A 21,181-nucleotide genomic window follows, 5' to 3' on the forward strand; every position below is an offset into this window, starting at 1 on the left:
AACGGCTGACACCCTCCACCCCCGGCCGCCCCGCTGCCCACCCCTCCCCGGGCACCGGGGCGGCCCTTTTCGCGTGACGGCCACCCACTCCGCGCCCGCCCTGCGGCGGCCGCGGGGCACCCACCGGCGCGGCCGGGGTCCCGTGAGGCGGTGCCGGTTCAGCGCGCGGCGCGCACGCCCCGGAGCACCGGCCACGCCGCGTCCACCGGTCAGGGCCTCGGATCACCATGGGCCCCGACAGAGCGGCTGCGCCCCGTCCCGCTGCCCCGCCCGTCCGACCAGCCACATCCCGTCCGGCGTCCAGGTGCCAGGATCACGGGGCCGGACAGGGTCAGTCCCCGGCCCGCGCATGGCGCGTCCGCTGAGCCGCGCCCCCTGTCCTGCCGGCCAAGGACCCCGGCCGGCAGGGCCCCCGGCGGGCCGGCCGCCGCCCGTCGCGCGGGCCGGTCCCGACGCACGGGCCAGGCCCCAGCGCACGGGCCAGGTCCCAGCGCACGGGCCAGGTCCCGACACGCGGGCTGGTTCCGGCGCGTGCGCCAGGTCCCAGCGCGCGGGCCGGTCCCGGCGGCTTGCGGCGCAGCGCGGCTGCCGGGTGCGGCTTCCTCCTTCAGCCGATGTCCGGCGGGTCGATGCGGATGCGCACCGGGCCGGTGGCGTCCCCGTTGCCGCGGGCGAGGCGGGACGCCTGGGCGGTTTTGAGTGCGGCCGCCAGGGCCGCGCCACTGCCGGGCGGGACGCGTATCAGGGCGCGCACCCAGAGCTCGCCCGCCGGGGGGTCGCCCACGCGGCGCGGCCCGCCGGGCATGGCCGGCGGCAGCGGTACGGGGCCCAGCACCTCGGCGTCGGCGGGAAGCCGCGCGGCCGCCACGAACGCCTCGACCGCCTCAGGCCGGCCCGTCACCGCGGCCATCCGGGAGACCGGCGGGAAGCCCAGCTCGGCGCGCTCGGCCAGCTCCCGCTGCGCGTGGCCCACCGGGTCCCACCGCACCAGCGCCTGCACCGGCCGCAGCGTCGGCTCGGCGACCACGACGACCGTGCCGCCCTCGCTCTGGCCCCGTACGAGGGACGCGGCGTCGATCCAGCGCCGCAGCGCCTCCTCGGCGGCGCGCAGGTCGGGCCGGCCCAGCAGCGCCCAGCCGTCCAGCAGCAGCGCGGCCGCGTACCCGCCGTCCGCGACGGGCTCGGCGCCGGGCGTGCTGACCACCAGGGCGGGCCGGCCGGGCACCGAGTCCAGGATGTGATCGCGCCCGGAGGTCCGGACCGGTACGGCGGGGAACACCCGCCCGAGCTCCTCGGCGGTGCGCCGGGCGCCCACGACCTGCGCCCGCAGCCGTACGGAACCGCACTCCGCGCAGCGCCAGTCGGGCTCGCCGCGCCCGCACCACCCGCACCTCAACTCGCGCTGCCCGGGCGCCTCCAGGGGGCCCGCACAGTGCCGGCAGCGCGCGGGCGTACGGCACCGCTCGCACGCCAGCCGCGGTACGTACCCGCGCCGGGGCACCTGGACCAGCACGGGCCCGGACTTCAGCCCGTCCCGTACGACCTGCCAGCCGAGCGACGGCAGGCGCGCGGCGCGCGCGGCCTCGTCCCGCGCCAGCTCACCGTCGCCCACGGTCCGTACGAGGGGGGCCGCGGCCCGTACCTGCTCGCGGGGCGCCGCGAGGGGTCGGGCCCAGCCGCTCTCGACGAGCTGGGCGGCCTCCACGGTGCAGCTCGTACCGCCCAGCAGGAAACCGCATTTGTCCTGCGCGGCGCGCAGCAGCAGCACATCGCGCGCGTGGGGCTGGGGCGCGTGCGGCTCGCTGTGGCTGCCGTCCCCGTCGTCCCAGATGACGACGAGCCCGAGATCCTGGACGGGCGCGAACATGGCGGCCCGGGTCCCCACGACCGCGCGCACGGCACCGCGCCGCACGGCCAGCCACTGCCCGTACCGCTTCTCGGGCCCTGCCTCGGCGGTGAGCAGGGCGTGCCGCCCCTCCCCCAGGAGCCCGCTCAGCGCCGCGTCCACGCGCGCGGCGGCCCGCCCGTCGGGGACGACGACGAGCGCACCGCGCCCGGACGCGAGCGTGGCGGCCACCGCCCTGGCCAGCTCGTCCGCCCAGTGGGGGCCGGGCAGCGCGTTCCACACGGCCCTGGGTGCGCCCCCGCGCGCGAGAGCCTCCAGAAACGCCTCCCCGTGCGCGTACCGCCCCCATGTGCCCGGCTCCGGGGCGGCCGGCGGCGGCAGCGGCTCGGGCGACGGCCTGGCCTCGGCCCGTGCGCTGCGGGGCGGCACGGCGAGCTGCAGCACATCGGCGAGGCTTCCCGCGTACCGGTCGGCCACCGCCCGCGCGAGCGCCAGCAGCTCGGGGCCGAGCACGGGCTCGGGCGACACGACGTCGGCGAGCGCGGCCAGCGGCCCGGCGTAGTCGCTCTCGGCCCTGCGCTCCACCAGGAACCCGTCGATGAGCCGCCCGCCCTCGCGCCGCCCTTCCCGCACCTGATGCGCCCCGGCCCCGAACCGCACCCGCACCCGCACCCCGGGCCGCGCGACGGCGTCGAGTTCCTCGGGCACCGCGTAGTCGAAGAACTGGTCGAGATGGAGCACGCCCTTGTTGACGACGACCCGCGCCACCGGCAGCTCCTTGGCCAGCGCGGCTCCCCGCCACGTCCGGGGCTTGGCCCGTGGCGCCTTCGCCTTCCGCACGCTCTCCCTGATGAGCGCGAGCTGCTCGGGCGCCCGCCCTTCCGGCCGCCGCCCTTCCCGGTCCCCGTTCGCACTGCTCACAGCCCCATGCCTACCAGACGCCACCGACAAAGGCGCCGGCGCCGGAAACGCCGGAGTCCGGCGCCGTACGGGACGGGGCCGGACTCCGGGAGGTTGCTCGACGGCGCGGGACTACAGCCCGGCGGCCTTGCGGAGGGCGTCGACGCGGTCGGTGCGCTCCCAGCTGAAGTCGGGGAGCTCGCGGCCGAAGTGGCCGTACGCCGCGGTCTGGGAGTAGATCGGGCGGAGCAGGTCGAGGTCGCGGATGATCGCGGCCGGGCGGAGGTCGAAGACCTCGCTGATCGCGGCCTCGATCTTCTCGACCTCGGTCTTGGCGGTGCCGAAGGTCTCGACGAAGAGGCCGACGGGCTCGGCCTTGCCGATGGCGTACGCGACCTGGACCTCGCAGCGGGAGGCGAGGCCGGCGGCGACGACGTTCTTGGCGACCCAGCGCATGGCGTAGGCGGCGGAGCGGTCGACCTTGGACGGGTCCTTGCCGGAGAAGGCGCCGCCGCCGTGGCGGGCCATGCCGCCGTACGTGTCGATGATGATCTTGCGGCCGGTGAGGCCGGCGTCGCCCATGGGGCCGCCGATCTCGAAGCGGCCGGTGGGGTTCACGAGGAGGCGGTAGCCGTCGGTGTCGAGCTTGATGCCGTCGTCGAGGAGCTGCTTGAGGACGTGTTCGACGACGAACTCGCGGATGTCCGGCGCGAGCAGCGACTCCAGGTCGATGTCGCTGGCGTGCTGCGAGGAGACGACGACCGTGTCGAGGCGGACGGCCTTGTCGCCGTCGTACTCGATGGTGACCTGCGTCTTGCCGTCGGGGCGCAGGTAGGGGATGGTGCCGTTCTTGCGGACCTCGGTCAGGCGCTTGGACAGGCGGTGGGCCAGGTGGATCGGCAGCGGCATCAGCTCGGGCGTCTCGTCCGACGCGTAGCCGAACATCAGGCCCTGGTCGCCGGCGCCCTGCCGGTCGAGCTCGTCCTCATCGCCCTCGACCCGGGACTCGTACGCCGTGTCGACACCCTGCGCGATGTCCGGGGACTGGGCGCCGATGGACACCGAAACGCCGCAGGAGGCGCCGTCGAAGCCCTTCTTCGAGGAGTCGTAGCCGATCTCCAGGATCTTCTCGCGCACCAGCGTGGGGATGTCGGCCCAGGCCTTGGTGGTCACCTCGCCGGCCACGTGGACGAGACCGGTGGTGATCAGGGTCTCCACGGCGACACGGGAGGTCGGGTCCTCCCGGAGCAGCGCGTCGAGGATGGTGTCGCTGATCTGGTCAGCGATCTTGTCCGGGTGACCTTCGGTCACGGACTCCGAGGTGAAGAGACGACGGGACACAACGCTCCCTGGGGTTGCAGCGGCTGCTGGCTGATCATTGGCGGACCGGCAGGGGGCTGCGCCCCGCGTCGTTCCAGGAACAGTTTATCGGGCGAGGTCGGACAATGGACCAGGTGTCTCGTACGCCGGGCGCCTGATTGGCCACATCGGCGGCATGGGCGGCTCGAAGATCACCTTTGTGGACGGGGGGAAGGGGCCGTTCCGGGGGGTGGCCGTCCCGTCCCGTGGGGTGGTCGGAGTGATGCGGCCCACCCCGGGCCGGTCTCAGGGCAGACGCCGCGCCACCAGGTCCCAGACCGTGTCCGCGAGGGACTCCTTCGGGCCGTACGGGACCGGGGTCTCCGTGCCGTCTGCGGCGAGGATCACGGCCTCGTTCTCCTCCGCGCCGAACGTCTTGCGCTCCCCCACCTCGTTGACCACGAGCAGGTCGCAGCCCTTGCGGCGGAGCTTGGCGCGGCCGTTGGCGAGGACGTCGTCGGTCTCGGCGGCGAAGCCCACGATCACCTGGTCGGGGCGGGCGCGGTCGGCGGAGATCTCGGCGAGGACGTCGGGGTTGCGGACCAGTGCGACGGGGGCCGGCTCCTGGCCCTCCTGCTTCTTGATCTTGCCTTCGGCGTATGTGGCGGGGCGGAAGTCCGCGACGGCCGCCGCCATGACCACCGCGTCCGCGTCGGCGGACGCCTTCAGGACCGCCTCGCGGAGCTGGACCGCCGTGCCGACGTGGACGACGTCGACGCCCGCCGGGTCGGGGATGCCGGTGTTGGCCTCGATGAGCGTGACCCGGGCGCCGCGGGCCGCGGCCGTACGGGCCAGGGCGTAGCCCTGCTTGCCGGAGGAACGGTTCCCCAGGTAGCGGACCGGGTCGAGGGGCTCGCGCGTGCCGCCCGCGCTGACCACGACGTGGCGGCCCGCGAGGTCCGGCCCGGTGACGCCGCGGGCGAGGGTCCTGCGGCAGACCTCGTAGATCTCGCCGGGCTCGGGCAGGCGGCCCTTGCCGGTGTCGACGCCGGTGAGGCGGCCGACGGCCGGTTCGACGACCACGGCACCGCGGCGGCGGAGCGTGGCGACGTTCTCCTGGGTGGCCGGGTGCTCCCACATCTCGGTGTGCATGGCCGGGGCGAAGACCACCGGGCAACGGGCGGTGAGCAGTGTGTTGGTGAGGAGGTCGTCGGCGAGGCCGTGGGCGGCCTTGGCGAGCATGTCGGCGGTGGCGGGGGCGACGACCACGAGGTCGGCCTCCTGTCCGATGCGTACGTGCGGGACCTCGTGCACGTCCTCCCAGACCTCGGCCGAGACCGGGTTGCCGGAGAGGGCGGACCAGGTGGCGGCGCCCACGAAGTGGAGCGCGGACGCGGTCGGGACGACCCGTACGTCATGGCCGGACTCGGTCAGCCGGCGCAGCAGCTCGCACGCCTTGTAGGCGGCGATGCCGCCGCTGACTCCGAGGACGACCTTGGGCTTGGGCTCGGGCACTGCGCCTCCCGCTCTCACGAGCTCCGATCCTGAGCTCTGCTGCAACGATGCGTAACGACGACCTTCGGGACACACCTCAGGCCCGGCGGACATCCCGCCGGGCCTGGTGATGACAGTGGGGCAGCGCTTACTGCGCCGGGCCCTCGACGGCCTCGGAGGTCAGCAGACCGGCGTTGATCTCCCGGAGGGCGATCGAGAGCGGCTTCTCGTGGACGTGGGTGTCCACCAGCGGACCGACGTACTCGAGCAGGCCCTCACCGAGCTGCGAGTAGTACGCGTTGATCTGCCGCGCACGCTTGGCCGCGTAGATCACGAGGCTGTACTTCGAGTCCGTGGCCTCGAGCAGCTCGTCGATCGGCGGGTTGATGATGCCCTCGGGCGCGGTGATGGAAGAGGACACGCTCTACCTTCCGAAAAAGTGGACAGGGAAAATTCAGACAACGTCCATCAAGGCTAGCAGCTCACGCGCCACGTCCTCGACGGAGGTGTTGACCAGGGTGACGTCGAACTCGGACTCCGCCGCGAGCTCGACCCTGGCGGCCGTGAGACGCCGCTCGATGACTTCGGGGGACTCGGTGCCGCGGCCGGTGAGCCGGCGGACCAGTTCCTCCCAGCTCGGCGGGGCGAGGAAGACGAGCTGGGCGTCCGGCATGGACTCGCGGACGAGCCTGGCGCCCTGGAGGTCGATCTCCAGGAGGACGGGTTCGCCGGCCTCCAGCCGGTCCTGGACCGCGCGGCGCGGCGTGCCGTAGCGGTTGCCCGCGAACTCGGCCCACTCCAGCAGCTCGCCGTTGGCGATCAGCTTGTCGAACTCGTCGTCGGTGACGAAGTAGTACTGCACGCCGTCCTGCTCGCCGGGTCGCGGCTTGCGGGTCGTGGCCGACACCGAGAGCCAGACCTCCGGGTGGACCTTGCGCATATGGGCGACGACCGTGCTCTTGCCGACCCCTGAGGGGCCGGAGAGCACGGTCAGTCGCGGACGTACGTCCGGGGGCTCGGGGGTCGTCCCCCGGGATGTTGCAGCCATGGGGCGATTATTCCAGCTTCCGGGAGCGCCCTGGACGCCGGTGGCGGGCGTCAGGCGCCGGAGCCGCCGAACTCGCGCTCCAGGGACGCGATCTGGTTGGAGCCGAGACCGCGCACCCGGCGGCTCTCGGAGATGCCGAGCCGCTCCATGATCTGCTTGGCGCGGACCTTGCCCACGCCGGGCAGGGACTCGAGGAGGGCGGAGACCTTCATCTTGCCGATGACGTCGTTCTCCTGACCCTGCTTGATGACCTCGTGGAGCGAGGCACCGGAGTGCTTGAGTCGATTCTTGACCTCGGCCCGCTCCCGGCGAGCCGCGGCGGCCTTTTCGAGCGCGGCTGCGCGCTGTTCAGGGGTAAGGGGCGGAAGAGCCACGCCTACGTCACCTCGGATGTCGAACTGTCGGATACGGACCGGTGAGGAACCTAGTCGGCCCACACCAAGGGAGCAACGAGCAACGCAGTGACCGCTGCGAACGCTGACTCTCGTCGGAGACTAGCGGCCTGGGCCGCCAGAGTCAGCGAGAACAGAGGAAAAGTCCTGGTCAGCATCGATCCTGCCAGACAAACAGGACACAATGCACTCGTTGGGGGCGCGAATCCGTCAAGACCCGTCACGGCCCGTCCCGGGGGCGTCACACCGGGGCAGCGGGCGGGGATCCGGAGGCGGTCCGGGCAGGTCCGCGGCGCCGTGAGGTGCGTCACAGCACGCTCCGGACCGGCCTCGGCCTGCTCTCCCGGCCCAGGGTCAGGCCGCGGCGACCGCCGCCCGGACCTCGTCCGCGTACCGCGCGGCCGCGTCGTGCAGGGCCACCGGGTCGGGGCCGTACCGGAGGACGCCCCGGCTGACGTTCGGCACGACGTTGCGCACCGCGGCGCCGAAGACCGCCGGGAGATCCGCCGCGGTCGCGCCCTGGGCGCCGATGCCGGGGGCGAGGAGCGGGCCGTTCACGTCCAGGTCGAACGACGACAGGTCGCCGAGGGTCGCGCCGACCACCGCGCCGAAGGAGCCCATCGGGCTCTCCCCCGCGTTCTCCGCCGCGAGGTGCGCCAGCATGGTGGCGGCGACGGTCCGGCCGTCGGCGCGCACGGCGCGCTGCACCTCGGCGCCCTCCGGGTTGGAGGTGAGGGCGAGGACGAACAGCCCCGCGCCGTTCTCGCGCGCGAGGTCGACGGCCGGCTTCAGGGAGCCGTAGCCCAGGTACGGGGAGACCGTCAGCGCGTCCGAGAACAGCGGCGCGTCCTTGCGCAGATACGTCTCGGCGTACGCGGCCATGGTGGAGCCGATGTCGCCGCGCTTGGCGTCCATGACGACGAGGGCGCCGGCCTCGCGCAGGTCGATGACGGCCTGCTCCAGGACGGCGATGCCGTGGGAGCCGAAGCGTTCGAAGAACGCGCTCTGCGGCTTGAAGACCGCGACGGTGCCGGCGAGGGACTCGACGACGGTGCGCGTGAAGGTCTCCAGGCCGTTGACGTCGTCCGTCAGGTCCCAGGCGGACAGCAGCGACGCGTGCGGGTCGATGCCGACGCACAGGGGGCCGCGCTCGTCCATGACCCGGCGGAGGCGGGCGCCGAACGGTTCGAGGGGGCTCATGCGGTGGCCTTTCGGGTGTCGGCGCCGACGGCGTCGGCGAGCGTGGCGTACGGGGAGGCCTTGAGGCGCGCCGCGAGGCCCTGGTGGACGGCGCGGGCGTAGCCGGGGCCCTCGTAGATGAAGGCGCTGTAGCCCTGGACGAGGGTGGCGCCGGCGAGGATGCGCTGCCAGGCGTCCTCGGCGTCCTCGATGCCGCCGACGCCGACGAGGACGAGGCGGTCGCCCACGCGCGCGTAGAGCCGGCGCAGGACCTCCAGGGAGCGGGCCTTCAGGGGGGCGCCGGACAGTCCGCCGGTCTCCTTGACCACCGCAGGGTCCGATGTGAGGCCGAGGCCCTCGCGCGCGATGGTGGTGTTGGTGGCGATGATGCCGTCCAGGCCCAACTCCACGGCGAGGTCGGCGACGGCGTCGACATCCTCGTCGGCCAGGTCGGGCGCGATCTTCACGAGGAGCGGGACGCGGCGATCGGTGACCGTGCGGTCGGCGGCCGCGCGGACGGCCGTGAGGAGGGGCCGGAGGGACTCCGTGGCCTGGAGGTTGCGCAGCCCCGGCGTGTTCGGCGAGGAGACGTTGACGACCAGGTAGTCGGCGTGCCGGGCGAGGCGCTCGGTCGACTTCACGTAGTCGGCGGCGGCGTCGGCCTCCGGGACGGCCTTGGTCTTGCCGATGTTGACGCCGACGACGGTCCTGAAGACCGGCACGCGCGCGTGGAGGCGTTCCGCGACGGCGGCCGAGCCCTCGTTGTTGAAGCCCATGCGGTTGATCAGGGCGCGGTCCGGGAGCAGGCGGAAGAGGCGCTTCTTGGGGTTGCCGGGCTGCGGTTCGCCGGTGACGGTGCCGATCTCGACATGGTCGAAGCCGAGCATGGCCATGCCGTCGATGGCGACGGCGTTCTTGTCGAAGCCGGCCGCGAGCCCGAAGGGGCTGTGGAAGCGCAGGCCGAGCGCCTCGGTGCGCAGCTCCTTGTGGCGGGGGGCGAAGAAGGCCGCGACGAAGGTCCGCAGGACGGGCACGCGGGCGGTCAGGCGGATCCAGCGGACGGCCATGTGGTGGGCGCGCTCCGGGTCCATGCGCTTGAAGACGAGGTGGAAGAACAGTTCGTACATCGGCAGTGGTGTCCTGAAGGTGGGTCCTCATGAGGAGGGGGACACCGTTTCCGGTGTCCCCCTCGTGGGCTGCTAGTCGCGGGCCGCGATCAGGTGTTCGGCGTGTTCCTGGAGGGAGCGGACGCCGACCCCGCCGTGGTTGAGCGCGTCGATGCCCTGGACGGCGGCGGCGAGCGCCTGGACCGTCGTGAGGCAGGGGACGCCGCGCGCCACGGCGGCCGTGCGGATGTCGTAGCCGTCGAGGCGGCCGCCGGTGCCGTACGGGGTGTTGACGATGAGGTCGACCTCGCCGGCGTGGATGAGCTGGACGATGGTCTTCTCGCCGCCGGGGCCCTCGCCCTCGGACTGCTTGCGCACGACGGTGGCGTTGAGGCCGTTGCGCTTGAGGACCTCGGCCGTGCCGGAGGTGGCGAGCAGCTCGAAGCCGTGGGCGACCAGCTCGCGGGCCGGGAAGATCATCGAGCGCTTGTCGCGGTTGGCGACCGAGATGAACGCGCGGCCCTTGGTGGGCAGCGGTCCGTACGCGCCGGCCTGCGACTTGGCGTACGCCGTGCCGAAGACCGAGTCGATGCCCATGACCTCGCCGGTGGAGCGCATCTCCGGGCCGAGGACGGTGTCGACGCCGCGCCCGTGGATGTCGCGGAAGCGGCTCCACGGCATCACGGCCTCCTTGACGGAGATCGGCGCGTCGAGCGGCAGCGAGCCGCCGTCGCCGTTCTTCGGGAGCAGGCCCTCGGCGCGCAGCTCGGCGACGGTGGCGCCCAGCGAGATGCGGGCGGCGGCCTTCGCGAGCGGCACGGCGGTCGCCTTGGAGGTGAAGGGGACCGTGCGGGAGGCGCGCGGGTTGGCCTCCAGGACGTACAGGATGTCCCCGGCCATGGCGAACTGGATGTTGATCAGGCCGCGGACGCCGACGCCCTTCGCGATGGCCTCGGTGGAGGTGCGCAGCCGCTTGATGTCGAAGCCGCCGAGGGTGATCGGGGGCAGGGCGCACGCCGAGTCGCCGGAGTGGATGCCGGCCTCCTCGATGTGCTCCATGACGCCGCCGAGGTACAGCTCCTCGCCGTCGTACAGGGCGTCGACGTCGATCTCGATGGCGTCGTCGAGGAAGCGGTCCACGAGGACCGGCCGGGTCGGGGAGATCTCGGTGGACTCGGCGATGTACGCGGAGAGCCGCGCCTCGTCGTAGACGATCTCCATGCCGCGGCCGCCGAGCACGTACGACGGGCGGACCAGGACCGGGTAGCCGATCTCGTCCGCGATGGCCTTGGCCTCGGCGAACGTGGTGGCCGTGCCGTGCTTGGGCGCCGGGAGGCCGGCCTCGGTCAGGACGCGGCCGAAGGCGCCGCGGTCCTCGGCGGCGTGGATGGCCTCCGGGGAGGTGCCGACGATCGGCACGCCGTTGTCCTTGAGCGCCTGGGCGAGGCCGAGCGGGGTCTGGCCGCCGAGCTGGACGATCACACCGGCGATCGGGCCGGCCTGCTGCTCGGCGTGGACGATCTCCAGCACGTCCTCGAGCGTCAGCGGCTCGAAGTACAGGCGGTCGGAGGTGTCGTAGTCCGTGGAGACCGTCTCCGGGTTGCAGTTGACCATCACGGTCTCGTACCCGGCGTCGGACAGCGCGAAGGAGGCGTGGACGCAGGAGTAGTCGAACTCGATGCCCTGGCCGATACGGTTCGGGCCCGAGCCGAGGATGATCACGGCGGGCTTCTCGCGGCGCGCGACCTCGGTCTCCTCGTCGTACGAGGAGTAGAAGTACGGCGTCCGGGCGGCGAACTCGGCGGCGCAGGTGTCGACGGTCTTGTAGACCGGGCGGACGCCGAGTGCGTGCCGGACCTCGCGGACGACGTCCTCGCGCAGGCCGCGGATGTCCGCGATCTGCTGGTCGGAGAAGCCGTGCCGCTTGGCCTCGGCGAGCAGCTCGGGGTCGAGCTTCTCGGCGGCGGCCAGCTCGTCGGCGATCTCCTTGATCAGGAAGAGCTGGTCGACGAACCACGGGTCGATCTTCGTCGCGTCGAAGACCTCGTCGGGGGTGGCGCCGGCGCGGATGGCCTGCATGACGGCGTTGATCCGGCCGTCGGTGGGGCGCACGGCCTCGCGCAGCAGCTCGTCCTTGTCGCCGGGCTCGCCGGTGAAGGTGAACTGGCTGCCCTTCTTCTCCAGGGACCGCAGCGCCTTCTGGAGGGCCTCGGTGAAGTTGCGGCCGATGGCCATGGCCTCACCGACCGACTTCATGGTGGTGGTGAGGGTGGAGTCGGCGGACGGGAACTTCTCGAAGGCGAAGCGCGGCGCCTTGACCACGACGTAGTCGAGCGTGGGCTCGAAGGAGGCCGGGGTCTCCTGCGTGATGTCGTTCGGGATCTCGTCCAGCGTGTAGCCGACGGCCAGCTTGGCCGCGATCTTGGCGATCGGGAAGCCGGTCGCCTTGGAGGCGAGCGCGGAGGAGCGGGACACGCGCGGGTTCATCTCGATGACGATGACCCGGCCGTCCTCGGGGTTGACGGCGAACTGGATGTTGCAGCCGCCGGTGTCGACGCCGACCTCGCGGATGATCGCGATGCCGACGTCACGGAGGGTCTGGTACTCGCGGTCGGTGAGCGTCATCGCCGGGGCGACCGTGATCGAGTCACCGGTGTGCACGCCCATGGGGTCGAAGTTCTCGATGGAGCAGACGACCACGACGTTGTCGTGCTTGTCGCGCATCAGCTCCAGCTCGTACTCCTTCCAGCCGAGGATGGACTCCTCCAGGAGCACCTCGGTGGTCGGGGAGAGCGTGAGGCCCTGGCCGGCGATACGGCGCAGCTCCTCCTCGTCGTGGGCGAAGCCGGAGCCGGCGCCGCCCATGGTGAAGGAGGGGCGGACGACGACGGGGTAGCCGCCGAGCGTCTCGACGCCGGCGAGGACCTCGTCCATGGAGTGGCAGATCACGGACCGGGCGGACTCGCCGTGGCCGATCTTGGCGCGGACGGCTTCGACGACGCCCTTGAAGAGGTCGCGGTCCTCGCCCTTGTGGATCGCCTCGACGTTGGCGCCGATCAGCTCCACGCCGTACTTCTCCAGGACGCCCTGCTCGTGCATGGAGATCGCGGTGTTGAGCGCGGTCTGGCCGCCCAGGGTGGGCAGGAGGGCGTCGGGGCGCTCCTTGGCGATGATCTTCTCGACGAACTCGGGGGTGATCGGCTCGACGTACGTGGCGTCGGCGATCTCCGGGTCGGTCATGATCGTCGCCGGGTTGGAGTTGACCAGGATGACGCGCAGGCCTTCGGCCTTGAGGACGCGGCACGCCTGGGTGCCGGAGTAGTCGAACTCGGCGGCCTGGCCGATGACGATCGGGCCGGAGCCGATGACCAGGACGGACTGGATATCGGTGCGCTTAGGCACGCTCGGCCTCCATCAGAGAAACAAAGCGGTCGAAGAGGTACGCGGCGTCGTGCGGGCCCGCGGCCGCCTCGGGGTGGTACTGGACGCTGAAGGCCGGCTGGTCGAGCAGCTGGAGGCCCTCCACGACGTTGTCGTTGAGGCAGACGTGGGAGACCTCGGCGCGGCCGTAGGGGGTGTCGGACACCTTGTCGAGCGGGGCGTCGACGGCGAAGCCGTGGTTGTGCGCGGTGACCTCGACCTTGCCGGTCGTACGGTCCTGCACGGGCTGGTTGATGCCGCGGTGGCCGTACTTCAGCTTGTACGTGCCGAAGCCGAGCGCGCGGCCGAGGATCTGGTTGCCGAAGCAGATGCCGAACAGGGGCGTCCTGCGCTCCAGGACGGCCCGCATGAGGGCGACGGGGCCGTCGGCGGTGGCGGGGTCGCCGGGGCCGTTGGAGAAGAAGACACCGTCGGGGTTGACGGCGTACACGTCCTCGACGGTGGCGGTGGCGGGCAGCACGTGCACCTCGATGCCGCGCTCGGCCATCCGCTGCGGGGTCATGCCCTTGATGCCGAGGTCGACGGCGGCGACGGTGAACTTCTTCTCGCCGATCGCGGGGACGACGTACGGCTCCTCGGTGGCGACCTCGGCGGAGAGGTTCGCGCCCTTCATCTGGGGCTGCGCCCTGACCTTCGCCAGCAGCGCCTCCTCGCGCACCCCGGTCCAGGCGTCGCCGGAGAAGATGCCGACGCGCATGGCGCCGCGCTCGCGCAGATGGCGGGTGAGGGCGCGGGTGTCGATACCGCTGATGCCGACGACGCCCTGCCGCTCCAGCTCCTCGTCCAGGGAGCGCTGGGAGCGCCAGTTCGAGGGGGTGCGGGCGGGGTCGCGGACGACGTAGCCGGAGACCCAGATGCGGGCGGACTCCGGGTCCTCGTCGTTGACGCCGGTGTTGCCGACGTGCGGGGCGGTCATCACGACGACCTGGCGGTGGTACGACGGGTCGGTCAGGGTCTCCTGGTAGCCGGTCATGCCGGTGGAGAAGACGGCCTCGCCGAACGTCTCCCCCACGGCCCCGTAGGCGCGGCCGCGGAAGCTGCGGCCGTCCTCCAGGACGAGTACGGCGGGAATCCTGGTTCCCCGGGTGGAGGTCGTCATCGTGCGGCGCCTTCCGTCGTGGTGTGCGTGGTGGTCATGGAGTTGAGGGCCTCGGTCCAGTCGGCGTGCTCGGCCGCCCGGTCGGACCGGAAGCCGGAGTCGATCAGCCGGTCGCCGTGCTGCCAGGTGACGATCAGCAGTCCGCCCTCGGCGAGGACCTTGCCGGCGATGCCCTTGTCGAGGCGGGCGCCGCGCAGCTGTCCGGCCGGTACGAAGAAGTCGCTCGCCCCGGGGCGTACGACGTTCAGGCCGGCGTCCGTGAGCGTGACCTCGGCGCGGCTGCGGGTGCCGAGGCCGTGGGCCACGATCCGGTCGAGCCACTGCCCGGCGGTCGTGGACCCGTGGTAGCGACCGCTCATGCTCAGTTTCGCCTCGCCGGGGGCATCCGGCGCGGTGGGGAGCTCCGGCAGGCCCGACTGGAGGCTGCCGCGCCACTTCCAGCCCTGGCGCATCAGCCAGTAGACGAAGGCGACGAAGAGCAGCAGTCCGGCGACCCAGCCGAGGCGGGCGGCCCAGTCGGTCACCTCCGCCGACTTCTGCTCGACGGCGAGGGGGGTGAGTGTGGTCAGGCTTGTCACGCGAGCTTCCCGTCCATGAGCGTGGCGCGGCCCCGCAGGAAGGTGTGCGTGACGCGCCCCGGCAGCTCACGGCCCTCGTACGGGGTGTTGCTGCTGCGGGAGGCGAAGGTCGCGGGGTCCACCGCACCACGGTAAGCCGGATCGACCAGCGTGAGGTTGGCGGGCTCACCAGCCGAGACGGGCCGTCCCTGGCCGGTCGCGCCACCGATCGCGGCGGGCCTGACAGACATGCGGTCGGCGACGCCGGCCCAGTCGAGGAGGCCCGTCTCGACCATCGTGTGCTGGACGACGGACAGCGCGGTCTCCAGGCCGACCATGCCCATGGCGGCGGCGGCCCACTCGCAGTCCTTGTCCTCGTGCGGGTGCGGGGCGTGGTCGGTGGCGACGATGTCGATGGTGCCGTCCGCGAGGGCCTCGCGCAGCGCCATGACGTCGCGCTCGGTGCGCAGCGGCGGGTTCACCTTGTAGACCGGGTTGTACGTGCGGACCATCTCGTCCGTGAGGAGGAGGTGGTGCGGGGTGACCTCGGCGGTGACGTCGATGCCGCGCGACTTGGCCCACCGTACGATCTCGACCGACCCGGCCGTCGACAGGTGGCAGATGTGGACGCGGGAGCCGACGTGTTCGGCGAGGAGCACATCGCGGGCGATGATCGACTCCTCGGCGACGGCCGGCCAGCCGCCCAGGCCGAGCTCGGCGGAGACGACGCCCTCGTTCATCTGGGCGCCCTCGGTGAGCCGGGGCTCCTGGGCGTGCTGGGCGATGACGCCGCCGAAGGCCTTCACGTACTCCAGGGCGCGGCGCATGATCACGGCGTCGTCGACGCACTTGCCGTCGTCGGAGAAGACGGTGACGCCGGCCGCGGACTCGTGCATGGCGCCGAGCTCTGCGAGCTTCTTGCCCTCCAGGCCGACGGTGACGGCGCCGATGGGCTGCACGTCGCAGTAGCCGTGCTCCCGGCCGAGCCGGTAGACCTGCTCGACGACACCGGCCGTGTCGGCGACCGGGAAGGTGTTGGCCATGGCGAACACGGTCGTGTAGCCGCCGCTCGCCGCGGCGCGGGTGCCGGTGAGGACGGTCTCGGAGTCCTCGCGGCCGGGCTCGCGCAGGTGGGTGTGCAGGTCGACGAGGCCGGGCAGCAGGATCTGCCCGCCGGCCTCGACGACGGTGGCGCCTTCGGCGCTCAGACCGGTGCCGACGGCGGCGATGGTCTCGCCGTCGACGAGAACGTCCTGGACCTCGCCGCCGAGGATCTTCGCACCACGGATCAGGGTCTTGCTCATCGGTCTTGCTTCTCCTCGGTACGGGACGGCGTGGCGGACGGGGCCGCCGGGGACGACGGCTGGGTGACGGCGGGTTCGTTGCCGCCGAGCAGCAGGTAGAGGACGGCCATGCGGATGGAGACGCCGTTGGCGACCTGCTCGACGACCGTGCAGCGCGGCGAGTCGGCGACCTCGGCGGTGATCTCCATGCCGCGCACCATGGGGCCGGGGTGCATGACGACGGCGTGCTCCGGCATCCGCGCCATGCGGTCGCCGTCCAGGCCGTAGCGGCGCGAGTACTCGCGCTCGGTGGGGAAGAACGCGGCGTTCATGCGCTCGCGCTGCACGCGCAGCATCATCACGGCGTCGGACTTCGGGAGGGTGCTGTCGAGGTCGTACGAGACCTCGCAGGGCCAGTGGTCGACGCCGACGGGCACGAGGGTGGGCGGCGCGACCAGGGTGACCTCGGCGCCCAGGGTGTGCAGCAGGTCGACGTTGGAGCGGGCGACGCGGCTGTGCAGGACGTCGCCGACGAGCGTGATGCGCTTGCCGGTGAGGTCCTGCCCGATGCCGGCGTCCGGGCCGAGGAGGCGGCGGCGCATGGTGAACGCGTCGAGGAGCGCCTGCGTGGGGTGCTGGTGGGTGCCGTCACCGGCGTTGATCACGGGGGCGTCGATCCAGCCGGACGTGGCGAGCCGGTAGGGGGCGCCGGATGCGCTGTGCCGGATGACGACGGCGTCGACGCCCATGGCCTCCAGGGTCTGCGCGGTGTCCTTGAGGGACTCGCCCTTGGAGACGCTGGAGCCCTTGGCGGCGAAGTTGATGACGTCGGCGGAGAGGCGCTTTTCGGCCGCTTCGAAGGAGATCCGGGTGCGGGTGGAGTCCTCGAAGAAGAGGTTGCAGATCGTGCGGCCGCGCAGGGTGGGCAGCTTCTTGATCGGCCGGTCGGCCACCCGGGCCATCTCCTCGGCGGTGTCGAGGATGAGGACGGCGTCGTCGCGGGTGAGGTCGGCGGCCGAGATGAGGTGGCGCTTCATCTGGGGTGTTCTCCGGGTGTGTGGGGCTCGGGATTCCGTGACCGGCGGGTCTTCCCGATCCGGGGGCTCTGCCCCCGGACCCCCGCTCCTCAATCGCCGGAGGGGCTCAATTTTGAGCCCGTCCGGCGATTGAGGACGAGCGCCGTTCAGGCGCGATACGGGGTCTGGGGCGGAGCCCCAGTTGGGGCGGGGGAGGCCCGTCTGCGCGGTGGCTAGCGCTCGCCGGGCACGGACGGCGCGGGCTCCCGCAGGCCGAGCAGCACGGCGTCGCGGCCGTCCTCCTCGGCGAGCTGGACCTTGACCGTCTCGCGCAGCGACGTGGGCAGGTTCTTGCCGACGTAGTCGGCGCGGATGGGCAGCTCGCGGTGGCCGCGGTCGACGAGGACGGCGAGCTGCACGGCGCGCGGCCTGCCGATGTCGCCGAGGGCGTCGAGTGCGGCGCGGATGGTGCGGCCGGAGAACAGCACGTCGTCGACGAGGACGACCAGGCGGCCGTCGATGCCGTCGCCCGGGATGTCCGTGCGGGCGAGCGTACGCGCCGGGCGGAGCCGCAGGTCGTCGCGGTACATGGTGATGTCGAGCGATCCGACCGGCATGGCGCGGCCGGTGATCTGCTCGAGCTTGTCGGCGAGCCGCCGGGCGAGAAACACGCCGCGCGTCGGGATGCCGAGGAGGACGACGTCGTCGGCGCCCTTGGCGCGCTCGACGATCTCGTGGGCGATGCGGGTCAGTACCCGCGCGATGTCCGGGCCCTCGAGTACGGGGCGGGCGGCATCGGACTGCTGAATGGCGTCCATACGAAACGGACCTCCTTCTCCGCCTCACGGGACGGACCTTAAAGGACGTCTGAAGTGCGGTTCCCACGGTACCAGGGCCGGGAAGGCAGCTCCGCCCCGGGCCATCACCCCCTGGTGGGGGTGGTACGGACCGTTCGGCTTGACGGGCGCAGGTAACGCTGCGTAACCTCACAGTGAGTTACCAGCCACGCGGCGGAGCCGCACGTTGTCAGAGTGTCCGGGGAGCTATATGTCCAGCGAATACGCAAAACAGCTCGGGGCCAAGCTCCGTGCCATCCGCACCCAGCAGGGCCTCTCCCTCCACGGCGTGGAGGAGAAGTCCCAGGGCCGCTGGAAGGCCGTCGTGGTCGGCTCGTACGAGCGCGGCGACCGCGCCGTGACCGTGCAGCGCCTCGCCGAGCTTGCCGACTTCTACGGCGTCCCGGTGCAGGAGCTGCTGCCGGGCACCACGCCTGGCGGGGCCGCCGAGCCGCCGCCGAAGCTGGTCCTGGACCTGGAGCGCCTGGCGCACGTCCCGCAGGAGAAGGCGGGCCCGCTGCAGCGCTACGCGGCGACGATCCAGTCGCAGCGCGGCGACTACAACGGCAAGGTGCTCTCGATCCGCCAGGACGACCTGCGCACGCTCGCGGTCATCTACGACCAGTCGCCCTCGGTCCTCACCGAGCAGCTGATCAGCTGGGGCGTGCTGGACGCGGACGCCCGCCGGGCCGTCGCGCACGAGGAGAGCTGACCGAGCCCACACCAGCAGAAACGTTGCCGCCGGAGGGTGGCCCCGGATTCCGGGGTCACCCTCCGGCGCGTTTCAGTCGGGGTACGCGCTCCGGGTACGCCGAAGGGCCCGCGGCACGCGAGGTGCACGGCGGGCCCTTCGGGCAGGCGTTCAGTCCCGGCGCAGGCTCGGCTTCAGATCCTTGAAGCGGGCCATCAGACCGTTGACGAAGGACGGTGACTCGTCCGTGGAGAACTCCTTGGCGAGCTGGACCGCCTCGTCGATGACGACGGCGTCCGGAACGCTGTCGACCCACACCAGTTCATACGCACCGAGGCGCAGGATGTTGCGGTCGACGACGGGCATCCGGTCGAGTGTCCAGCCCACCGCGTAGGTGGCGATGAGCTCGTCGATGCGCTCGGCGTACTTGGCGTAGCCCTCGACGAGCTCCATCGTGTACTCGTTGACCGGCGGCTGCCGGTCGTCGGACCGCGCGTGCCGGATCCAGTCCGCGAGGACCTCCTGCACGGACGTACCGCGCTGGTCGGCCTCGAAGAGGATCTGGAAGGCGCGCTTGCGGGCCTTGTTGCGGGCAGCCACGGTTAGCTGTTCACCCGGCCGAGGTAGTCGCTCGTGCGGGTGTCGACCTTGATCTTCTCACCGGTGGTGATGAAGAGCGGGACCTGGATCTGGTGGCCGGTCTCCAGGACGGCGGGCTTGGTGCCACCGGTGGAGCGGTCGCCCTGGACGCCCGGCTCGGTCTCCTGGATCGTCAGCTCGACGGCGGCCGGCAGCTCGACGTAGAGCACCTCGCCCTCGTGCTGGGCGACGGAGGCGGTGAAGCCCTCGACCAGGAAGTTGGCGGCGTCGCCGACGGCCTTGCGGTCGACGTGCAGCTGGTCGTAGGTCTGCATGTCCATGAAGACGAAGTACTCGCCGTCCATGTACGAGAACTGCATGTCACGGCGGTCGACGGTGGCCGTCTCGACCTTGACACCGGCGTTGAAGGTCTTGTCGACGATCTTCCCGGAGAGCACGTTCTTGAGCTTGGTGCGCACGAAGGCCGGGCCCTTGCCGGGCTTCACGTGCTGGAACTCGACGACGGACCAGAGCTGGTCGTTGTCGAGCTTGAGCACCATGCCGTTCTTGAGGTCGTTCGTGGTGGCCACGGTTGCGGAATCTCCTGGACTGACGCTGGTGGACGACCGAGGTGGGCACGGTACGCGCTAGAGCGCGAGCAGCTCCTTGGTCGTGATGGTGAGTAGCTCGGGGCCGCCGTCCGCCTCCTGGCGTACGACGAGCGTGTCATCGATCCGGACCCCGCCCCGTCCCGGGAGGTGGACCCCTGGTTCGACGGTGACCGGCACGCAAGCGTCCAGTTTACCCATGGCCGACGGGGAGAGCTGCGGGTCCTCCTCGATTTCCAGGCCCACGCCGTGCCCGAGGCACGGTGCGAGCGCCTCGCCGTAGCCGGCGGCGTCCAGGAGCTGGCGGGCCGCCCGGTCGACGTCGCGGTAGGCGGTGCCGGGTACGAGGGCCTCGCGGGCGGCGCGCTGGGCGGTGAAGACGAGGTCGTACAGCTCGATCTGCCAGTCGGCGGGGGCCGATCCGATGACGAACGTACGGCCGATCTCGCAGCGGTAGCCGCGGTAGTTCGCGCCGAGGCAGACGGAGAGGAAGTCGCCCTCCTCGACCCGGCGGTCGGACGGCCGGTGTCCGCCCCGCCCGGAGTTGGGGCCGGTGGCGACGGACGTGGGGAACGCGGGGCCGTCGGCGCCGTGGTCGACGAGCCGGCGCTCCAGCTCCAGCGCGAGGTGCCGTTCGGTGCGGCCGACCAGGATGGATTCGAGGAGCTCGCCGAGGGCCTGGTCGGAGATCTCGGCGGCGATCCTGAGGCAGGTGATCTCCTCGTCGTCCTTGACGATCCGCTCCTGTTCGATGGCGGTGCCCAGGTCGGCGAGGCGCAGCCGGGGCACGACGGAGCCGAGGGCCCGGTGGCGGGCGACGCTCAGGTGGTGCTCCTCGACGGCGAGCGTGTCGGCGCCCGTCCGCCCCGCGAGCGCGGCGGCGGCCACGGCCGGGTCACCGCCGGACGGCGGCAGCACGTCGACCCGCAGCGCCTCGTCGAGCCGCCCCTCGACCGCGTCCCCGACCGGCGTACGGGGGCAGAGCAGCACGTCCTGGTCCATGCCGACGAGCAGCACGGCGCCGGGCGGCGCGCCGCCCGAGAGATAGCGGACGTTGGCGGGGCGGGAGACCAGCACCGCCGCTGATCCGGCCGCCGCACACCGCTCGCGCAGCCGCCCTCGGCGGTCCGCATACACCTGGGACATGACCCGAGCCTACGAGCGCGCGGCGCACCCGGCAGGTCCAGCGGGTCCGACCGGGGCGCGGCCCGGGGTCACCAGGACGGCGGGCTGGCGAGGGAGCGGGCCAGGACGTCGTCGAGTACGCGCGCGGTGGTCTCGACGTCGTACTTGGAGTTGTCGATGATCGGCAGGCCCGACGCGTGCCAGCCGGCCATGCGGCCGTGGATGCCGGCGACCTCCTCGTCGGAGAGGCGGCGGTTGCCGCTGCGCTCGGCGTTGCGCTCCAGGACGATCTCCAGGCCGGGCAGGAGCACGACGGGCAGGAGGCCGGGGCCGACGTGGCGTTTCCAGCCGCCGAGGCCCACGACGGGGCGGTCGGGGAACACGGCGTCGTCGAGGATGCAGGAGATGCCGTTCGCGAGGAAGTTGCGGGCGGCGAAGCCGCAGGTGCGGCGGGCGAGCCGGTACTGGGCCTCGGACTGGTCGTTCCAGCCGTCCTGCGGGTCTGCGAAGCCGGAGCAGACCCATTCGCGTACGTCGTCGAGGCTGATGTGGGCGGTGGGAACGCGGCGGCTCCTGGCCCAGTGGCGGGCGACCGTGGTCTTGCCCGCGCCCGCGGGGCCGATGAGCAGGACGGCGAGGGTCGCCGTGCCGGTCCCCGGTCCCGTGCCGGGGCCGGTCGCGG

19 protein-coding genes are annotated in these 21,181 nt (G+C 72.3%); 1 reads left to right on the plus strand and 18 read right to left on the minus strand.

The features are described 5' to 3' along the window. Window positions 1–607 precede the first annotated feature (607 nt). From HTZ82_RS25700 to pyrR, 14 genes are all read right to left on the minus strand, one after another. Window positions 608–2,767, minus strand: coding sequence for a primosomal protein N' (locus HTZ82_RS25700; RefSeq protein WP_175411793.1), 2,160 nt, complete (start codon window positions 2,765–2,767; stop codon window positions 608–610). Between the two features lie 111 nt (window positions 2,768–2,878). After that, on the minus strand, window positions 2,879–4,087 hold the full coding sequence (metK, locus tag HTZ82_RS25705) for a methionine adenosyltransferase (RefSeq protein WP_175411794.1): 1,209 nt from the start codon (window positions 4,085–4,087) through the stop codon (window positions 2,879–2,881). A gap of 264 nt (window positions 4,088–4,351) precedes the next feature. Next, on the minus strand, window positions 4,352–5,560 hold the full coding sequence (gene coaBC, locus HTZ82_RS25710; RefSeq protein WP_175411795.1) for a bifunctional phosphopantothenoylcysteine decarboxylase/phosphopantothenate--cysteine ligase CoaBC: 1,209 nt from the start codon (window positions 5,558–5,560) through the stop codon (window positions 4,352–4,354). Window positions 5,561–5,687: 127 nt separating this feature from the next. Then, window positions 5,688–5,960 (minus strand): DNA-directed RNA polymerase subunit omega, encoded by a 273-nt coding sequence (rpoZ, locus tag HTZ82_RS25715; RefSeq protein ID WP_003982715.1) that lies wholly within the window; start codon window positions 5,958–5,960, stop codon window positions 5,688–5,690. Window positions 5,961–5,993: 33 nt separating this feature from the next. After that, entirely contained in the window at window positions 5,994–6,587 is a 594-nt protein-coding gene (gene gmk, locus HTZ82_RS25720; RefSeq protein WP_175411796.1) for a guanylate kinase, read from the minus strand. 50 nt (window positions 6,588–6,637) lie between these two features. After that, window positions 6,638–6,961: an integration host factor gene (locus HTZ82_RS25725; RefSeq protein ID WP_016638838.1), complete on the minus strand. Its 324-nt coding sequence runs from the start codon at window positions 6,959–6,961 to the stop codon at window positions 6,638–6,640. A 372-nt stretch (window positions 6,962–7,333) separates the two neighbouring features. Continuing rightward, entirely contained in the window at window positions 7,334–8,179 is an 846-nt protein-coding gene (gene pyrF / locus HTZ82_RS25730) for an orotidine-5'-phosphate decarboxylase (protein WP_175411797.1), read from the minus strand. Continuing rightward, window positions 8,176–9,285: a quinone-dependent dihydroorotate dehydrogenase gene (locus HTZ82_RS25735; protein WP_175411798.1), complete on the minus strand. Its 1,110-nt coding sequence runs from the start codon at window positions 9,283–9,285 to the stop codon at window positions 8,176–8,178. The genes pyrF and HTZ82_RS25735 overlap by 4 nt, the downstream gene beginning before the upstream one ends. Before the next feature lie 72 nt (window positions 9,286–9,357). Then, complete coding sequence (gene carB, locus HTZ82_RS25740) at window positions 9,358–12,666, minus strand: carbamoyl-phosphate synthase large subunit (protein ID WP_175411799.1); 3,309 nt, start codon at window positions 12,664–12,666, stop codon at window positions 9,358–9,360. Continuing rightward, window positions 12,659–13,804, minus strand: coding sequence for a glutamine-hydrolyzing carbamoyl-phosphate synthase small subunit (carA, locus tag HTZ82_RS25745; protein WP_175411800.1), 1,146 nt, complete (start codon window positions 13,802–13,804; stop codon window positions 12,659–12,661). The genes carB and carA overlap by 8 nt, the downstream gene beginning before the upstream one ends. Continuing rightward, complete coding sequence (locus HTZ82_RS25750; protein ID WP_175411808.1) at window positions 13,801–14,373, minus strand: hypothetical protein; 573 nt, start codon at window positions 14,371–14,373, stop codon at window positions 13,801–13,803. Before HTZ82_RS25750 ends, carA begins: the two co-directional genes overlap by 4 nt. Window positions 14,374–14,378: 5 nt before the next feature. Further along, entirely contained in the window at window positions 14,379–15,665 is a 1,287-nt protein-coding gene (locus HTZ82_RS25755; protein ID WP_175411801.1) for a dihydroorotase, read from the minus strand. Beyond that, the gene (locus HTZ82_RS25760) at window positions 15,662–16,681 is read right to left on the minus strand and encodes an aspartate carbamoyltransferase catalytic subunit (RefSeq protein WP_175411802.1); all 1,020 of its coding nucleotides are present in this window, start codon (window positions 16,679–16,681) and stop codon (window positions 15,662–15,664) included. Before HTZ82_RS25760 ends, HTZ82_RS25755 begins: the two co-directional genes overlap by 4 nt. Window positions 16,682–16,893: 212 nt before the next feature. After that, window positions 16,894–17,478 (minus strand): bifunctional pyr operon transcriptional regulator/uracil phosphoribosyltransferase PyrR, encoded by a 585-nt coding sequence (gene pyrR / locus HTZ82_RS25765; protein WP_175411803.1) that lies wholly within the window; start codon window positions 17,476–17,478, stop codon window positions 16,894–16,896. A 229-nt stretch (window positions 17,479–17,707) separates the two neighbouring features. Between pyrR and bldD the strand changes: the two genes are divergently transcribed. Beyond that, window positions 17,708–18,208: a transcriptional regulator BldD gene (gene bldD / locus HTZ82_RS25770; protein ID WP_005319862.1), complete on the plus strand. Its 501-nt coding sequence runs from the start codon at window positions 17,708–17,710 to the stop codon at window positions 18,206–18,208. Window positions 18,209–18,358: 150 nt separating this feature from the next. On the opposite strand, the gene nusB is transcribed toward bldD, so the two are convergent. The 4 genes from nusB to HTZ82_RS25790 form a co-directional block, all read right to left on the minus strand. Beyond that, window positions 18,359–18,787 carry a transcription antitermination factor NusB gene (nusB, locus tag HTZ82_RS25775; protein ID WP_175411804.1) on the minus strand — a complete coding sequence of 143 codons (429 nt, stop codon included), beginning with the start codon at window positions 18,785–18,787 and terminating at the stop codon, window positions 18,359–18,361. Window positions 18,788–18,789: 2 nt separating this feature from the next. Further along, entirely contained in the window at window positions 18,790–19,356 is a 567-nt protein-coding gene (gene efp / locus HTZ82_RS25780; RefSeq protein WP_175411805.1) for an elongation factor P, read from the minus strand. 57 nt (window positions 19,357–19,413) lie between these two features. Continuing rightward, window positions 19,414–20,520 carry an aminopeptidase P family protein gene (locus HTZ82_RS25785; protein ID WP_175411806.1) on the minus strand — a complete coding sequence of 369 codons (1,107 nt, stop codon included), beginning with the start codon at window positions 20,518–20,520 and terminating at the stop codon, window positions 19,414–19,416. A gap of 68 nt (window positions 20,521–20,588) precedes the next feature. Further along, window positions 20,589–21,181, minus strand: a 593-nt coding sequence (locus HTZ82_RS25790; protein WP_175411807.1) for an AAA family ATPase, incomplete at its 5' end; no start/stop codon positions are given.

It is taken from the genome of Streptomyces sp. TRM64462 (assembly GCF_013362995.1).
GTDB lineage: Bacteria > Actinomycetota > Actinomycetes > Streptomycetales > Streptomycetaceae > Streptomyces.

Bases quoted from the DNA above. Each gene is read 5' to 3' on its own strand.
- gmk (WP_175411796.1), bottom strand. From the start codon at position 6,587: ATGGCTGCAACATCCCGGGGGACGACCCCCGAGCCCCCGGACGTACGT.
- pyrF (WP_175411797.1), bottom strand. From the start codon at position 8,179: ATGAGCCCCCTCGAACCGTTCGGCGCCCGCCTCCGCCGGGTCATGGAC.
- HTZ82_RS25735 (WP_175411798.1), bottom strand. From the start codon at position 9,285: ATGTACGAACTGTTCTTCCACCTCGTCTTCAAGCGCATGGACCCGGAG.
- carA (WP_175411800.1), bottom strand. From the start codon at position 13,804: ATGACGACCTCCACCCGGGGAACCAGGATTCCCGCCGTACTCGTCCTG.
- HTZ82_RS25755 (WP_175411801.1), bottom strand. From the start codon at position 15,665: ATGAGCAAGACCCTGATCCGTGGTGCGAAGATCCTCGGCGGCGAGGTC.
- HTZ82_RS25760 (WP_175411802.1), bottom strand. From the start codon at position 16,681: ATGAAGCGCCACCTCATCTCGGCCGCCGACCTCACCCGCGACGACGCC.
- pyrR (WP_175411803.1), bottom strand. From the start codon at position 17,478: ATGGACGCCATTCAGCAGTCCGATGCCGCCCGCCCCGTACTCGAGGGC.
- bldD (WP_005319862.1), top strand. From the start codon at position 17,708: ATGTCCAGCGAATACGCAAAACAGCTCGGGGCCAAGCTCCGTGCCATC.
- HTZ82_RS25785 (WP_175411806.1), bottom strand. From the start codon at position 20,520: ATGTCCCAGGTGTATGCGGACCGCCGAGGGCGGCTGCGCGAGCGGTGT.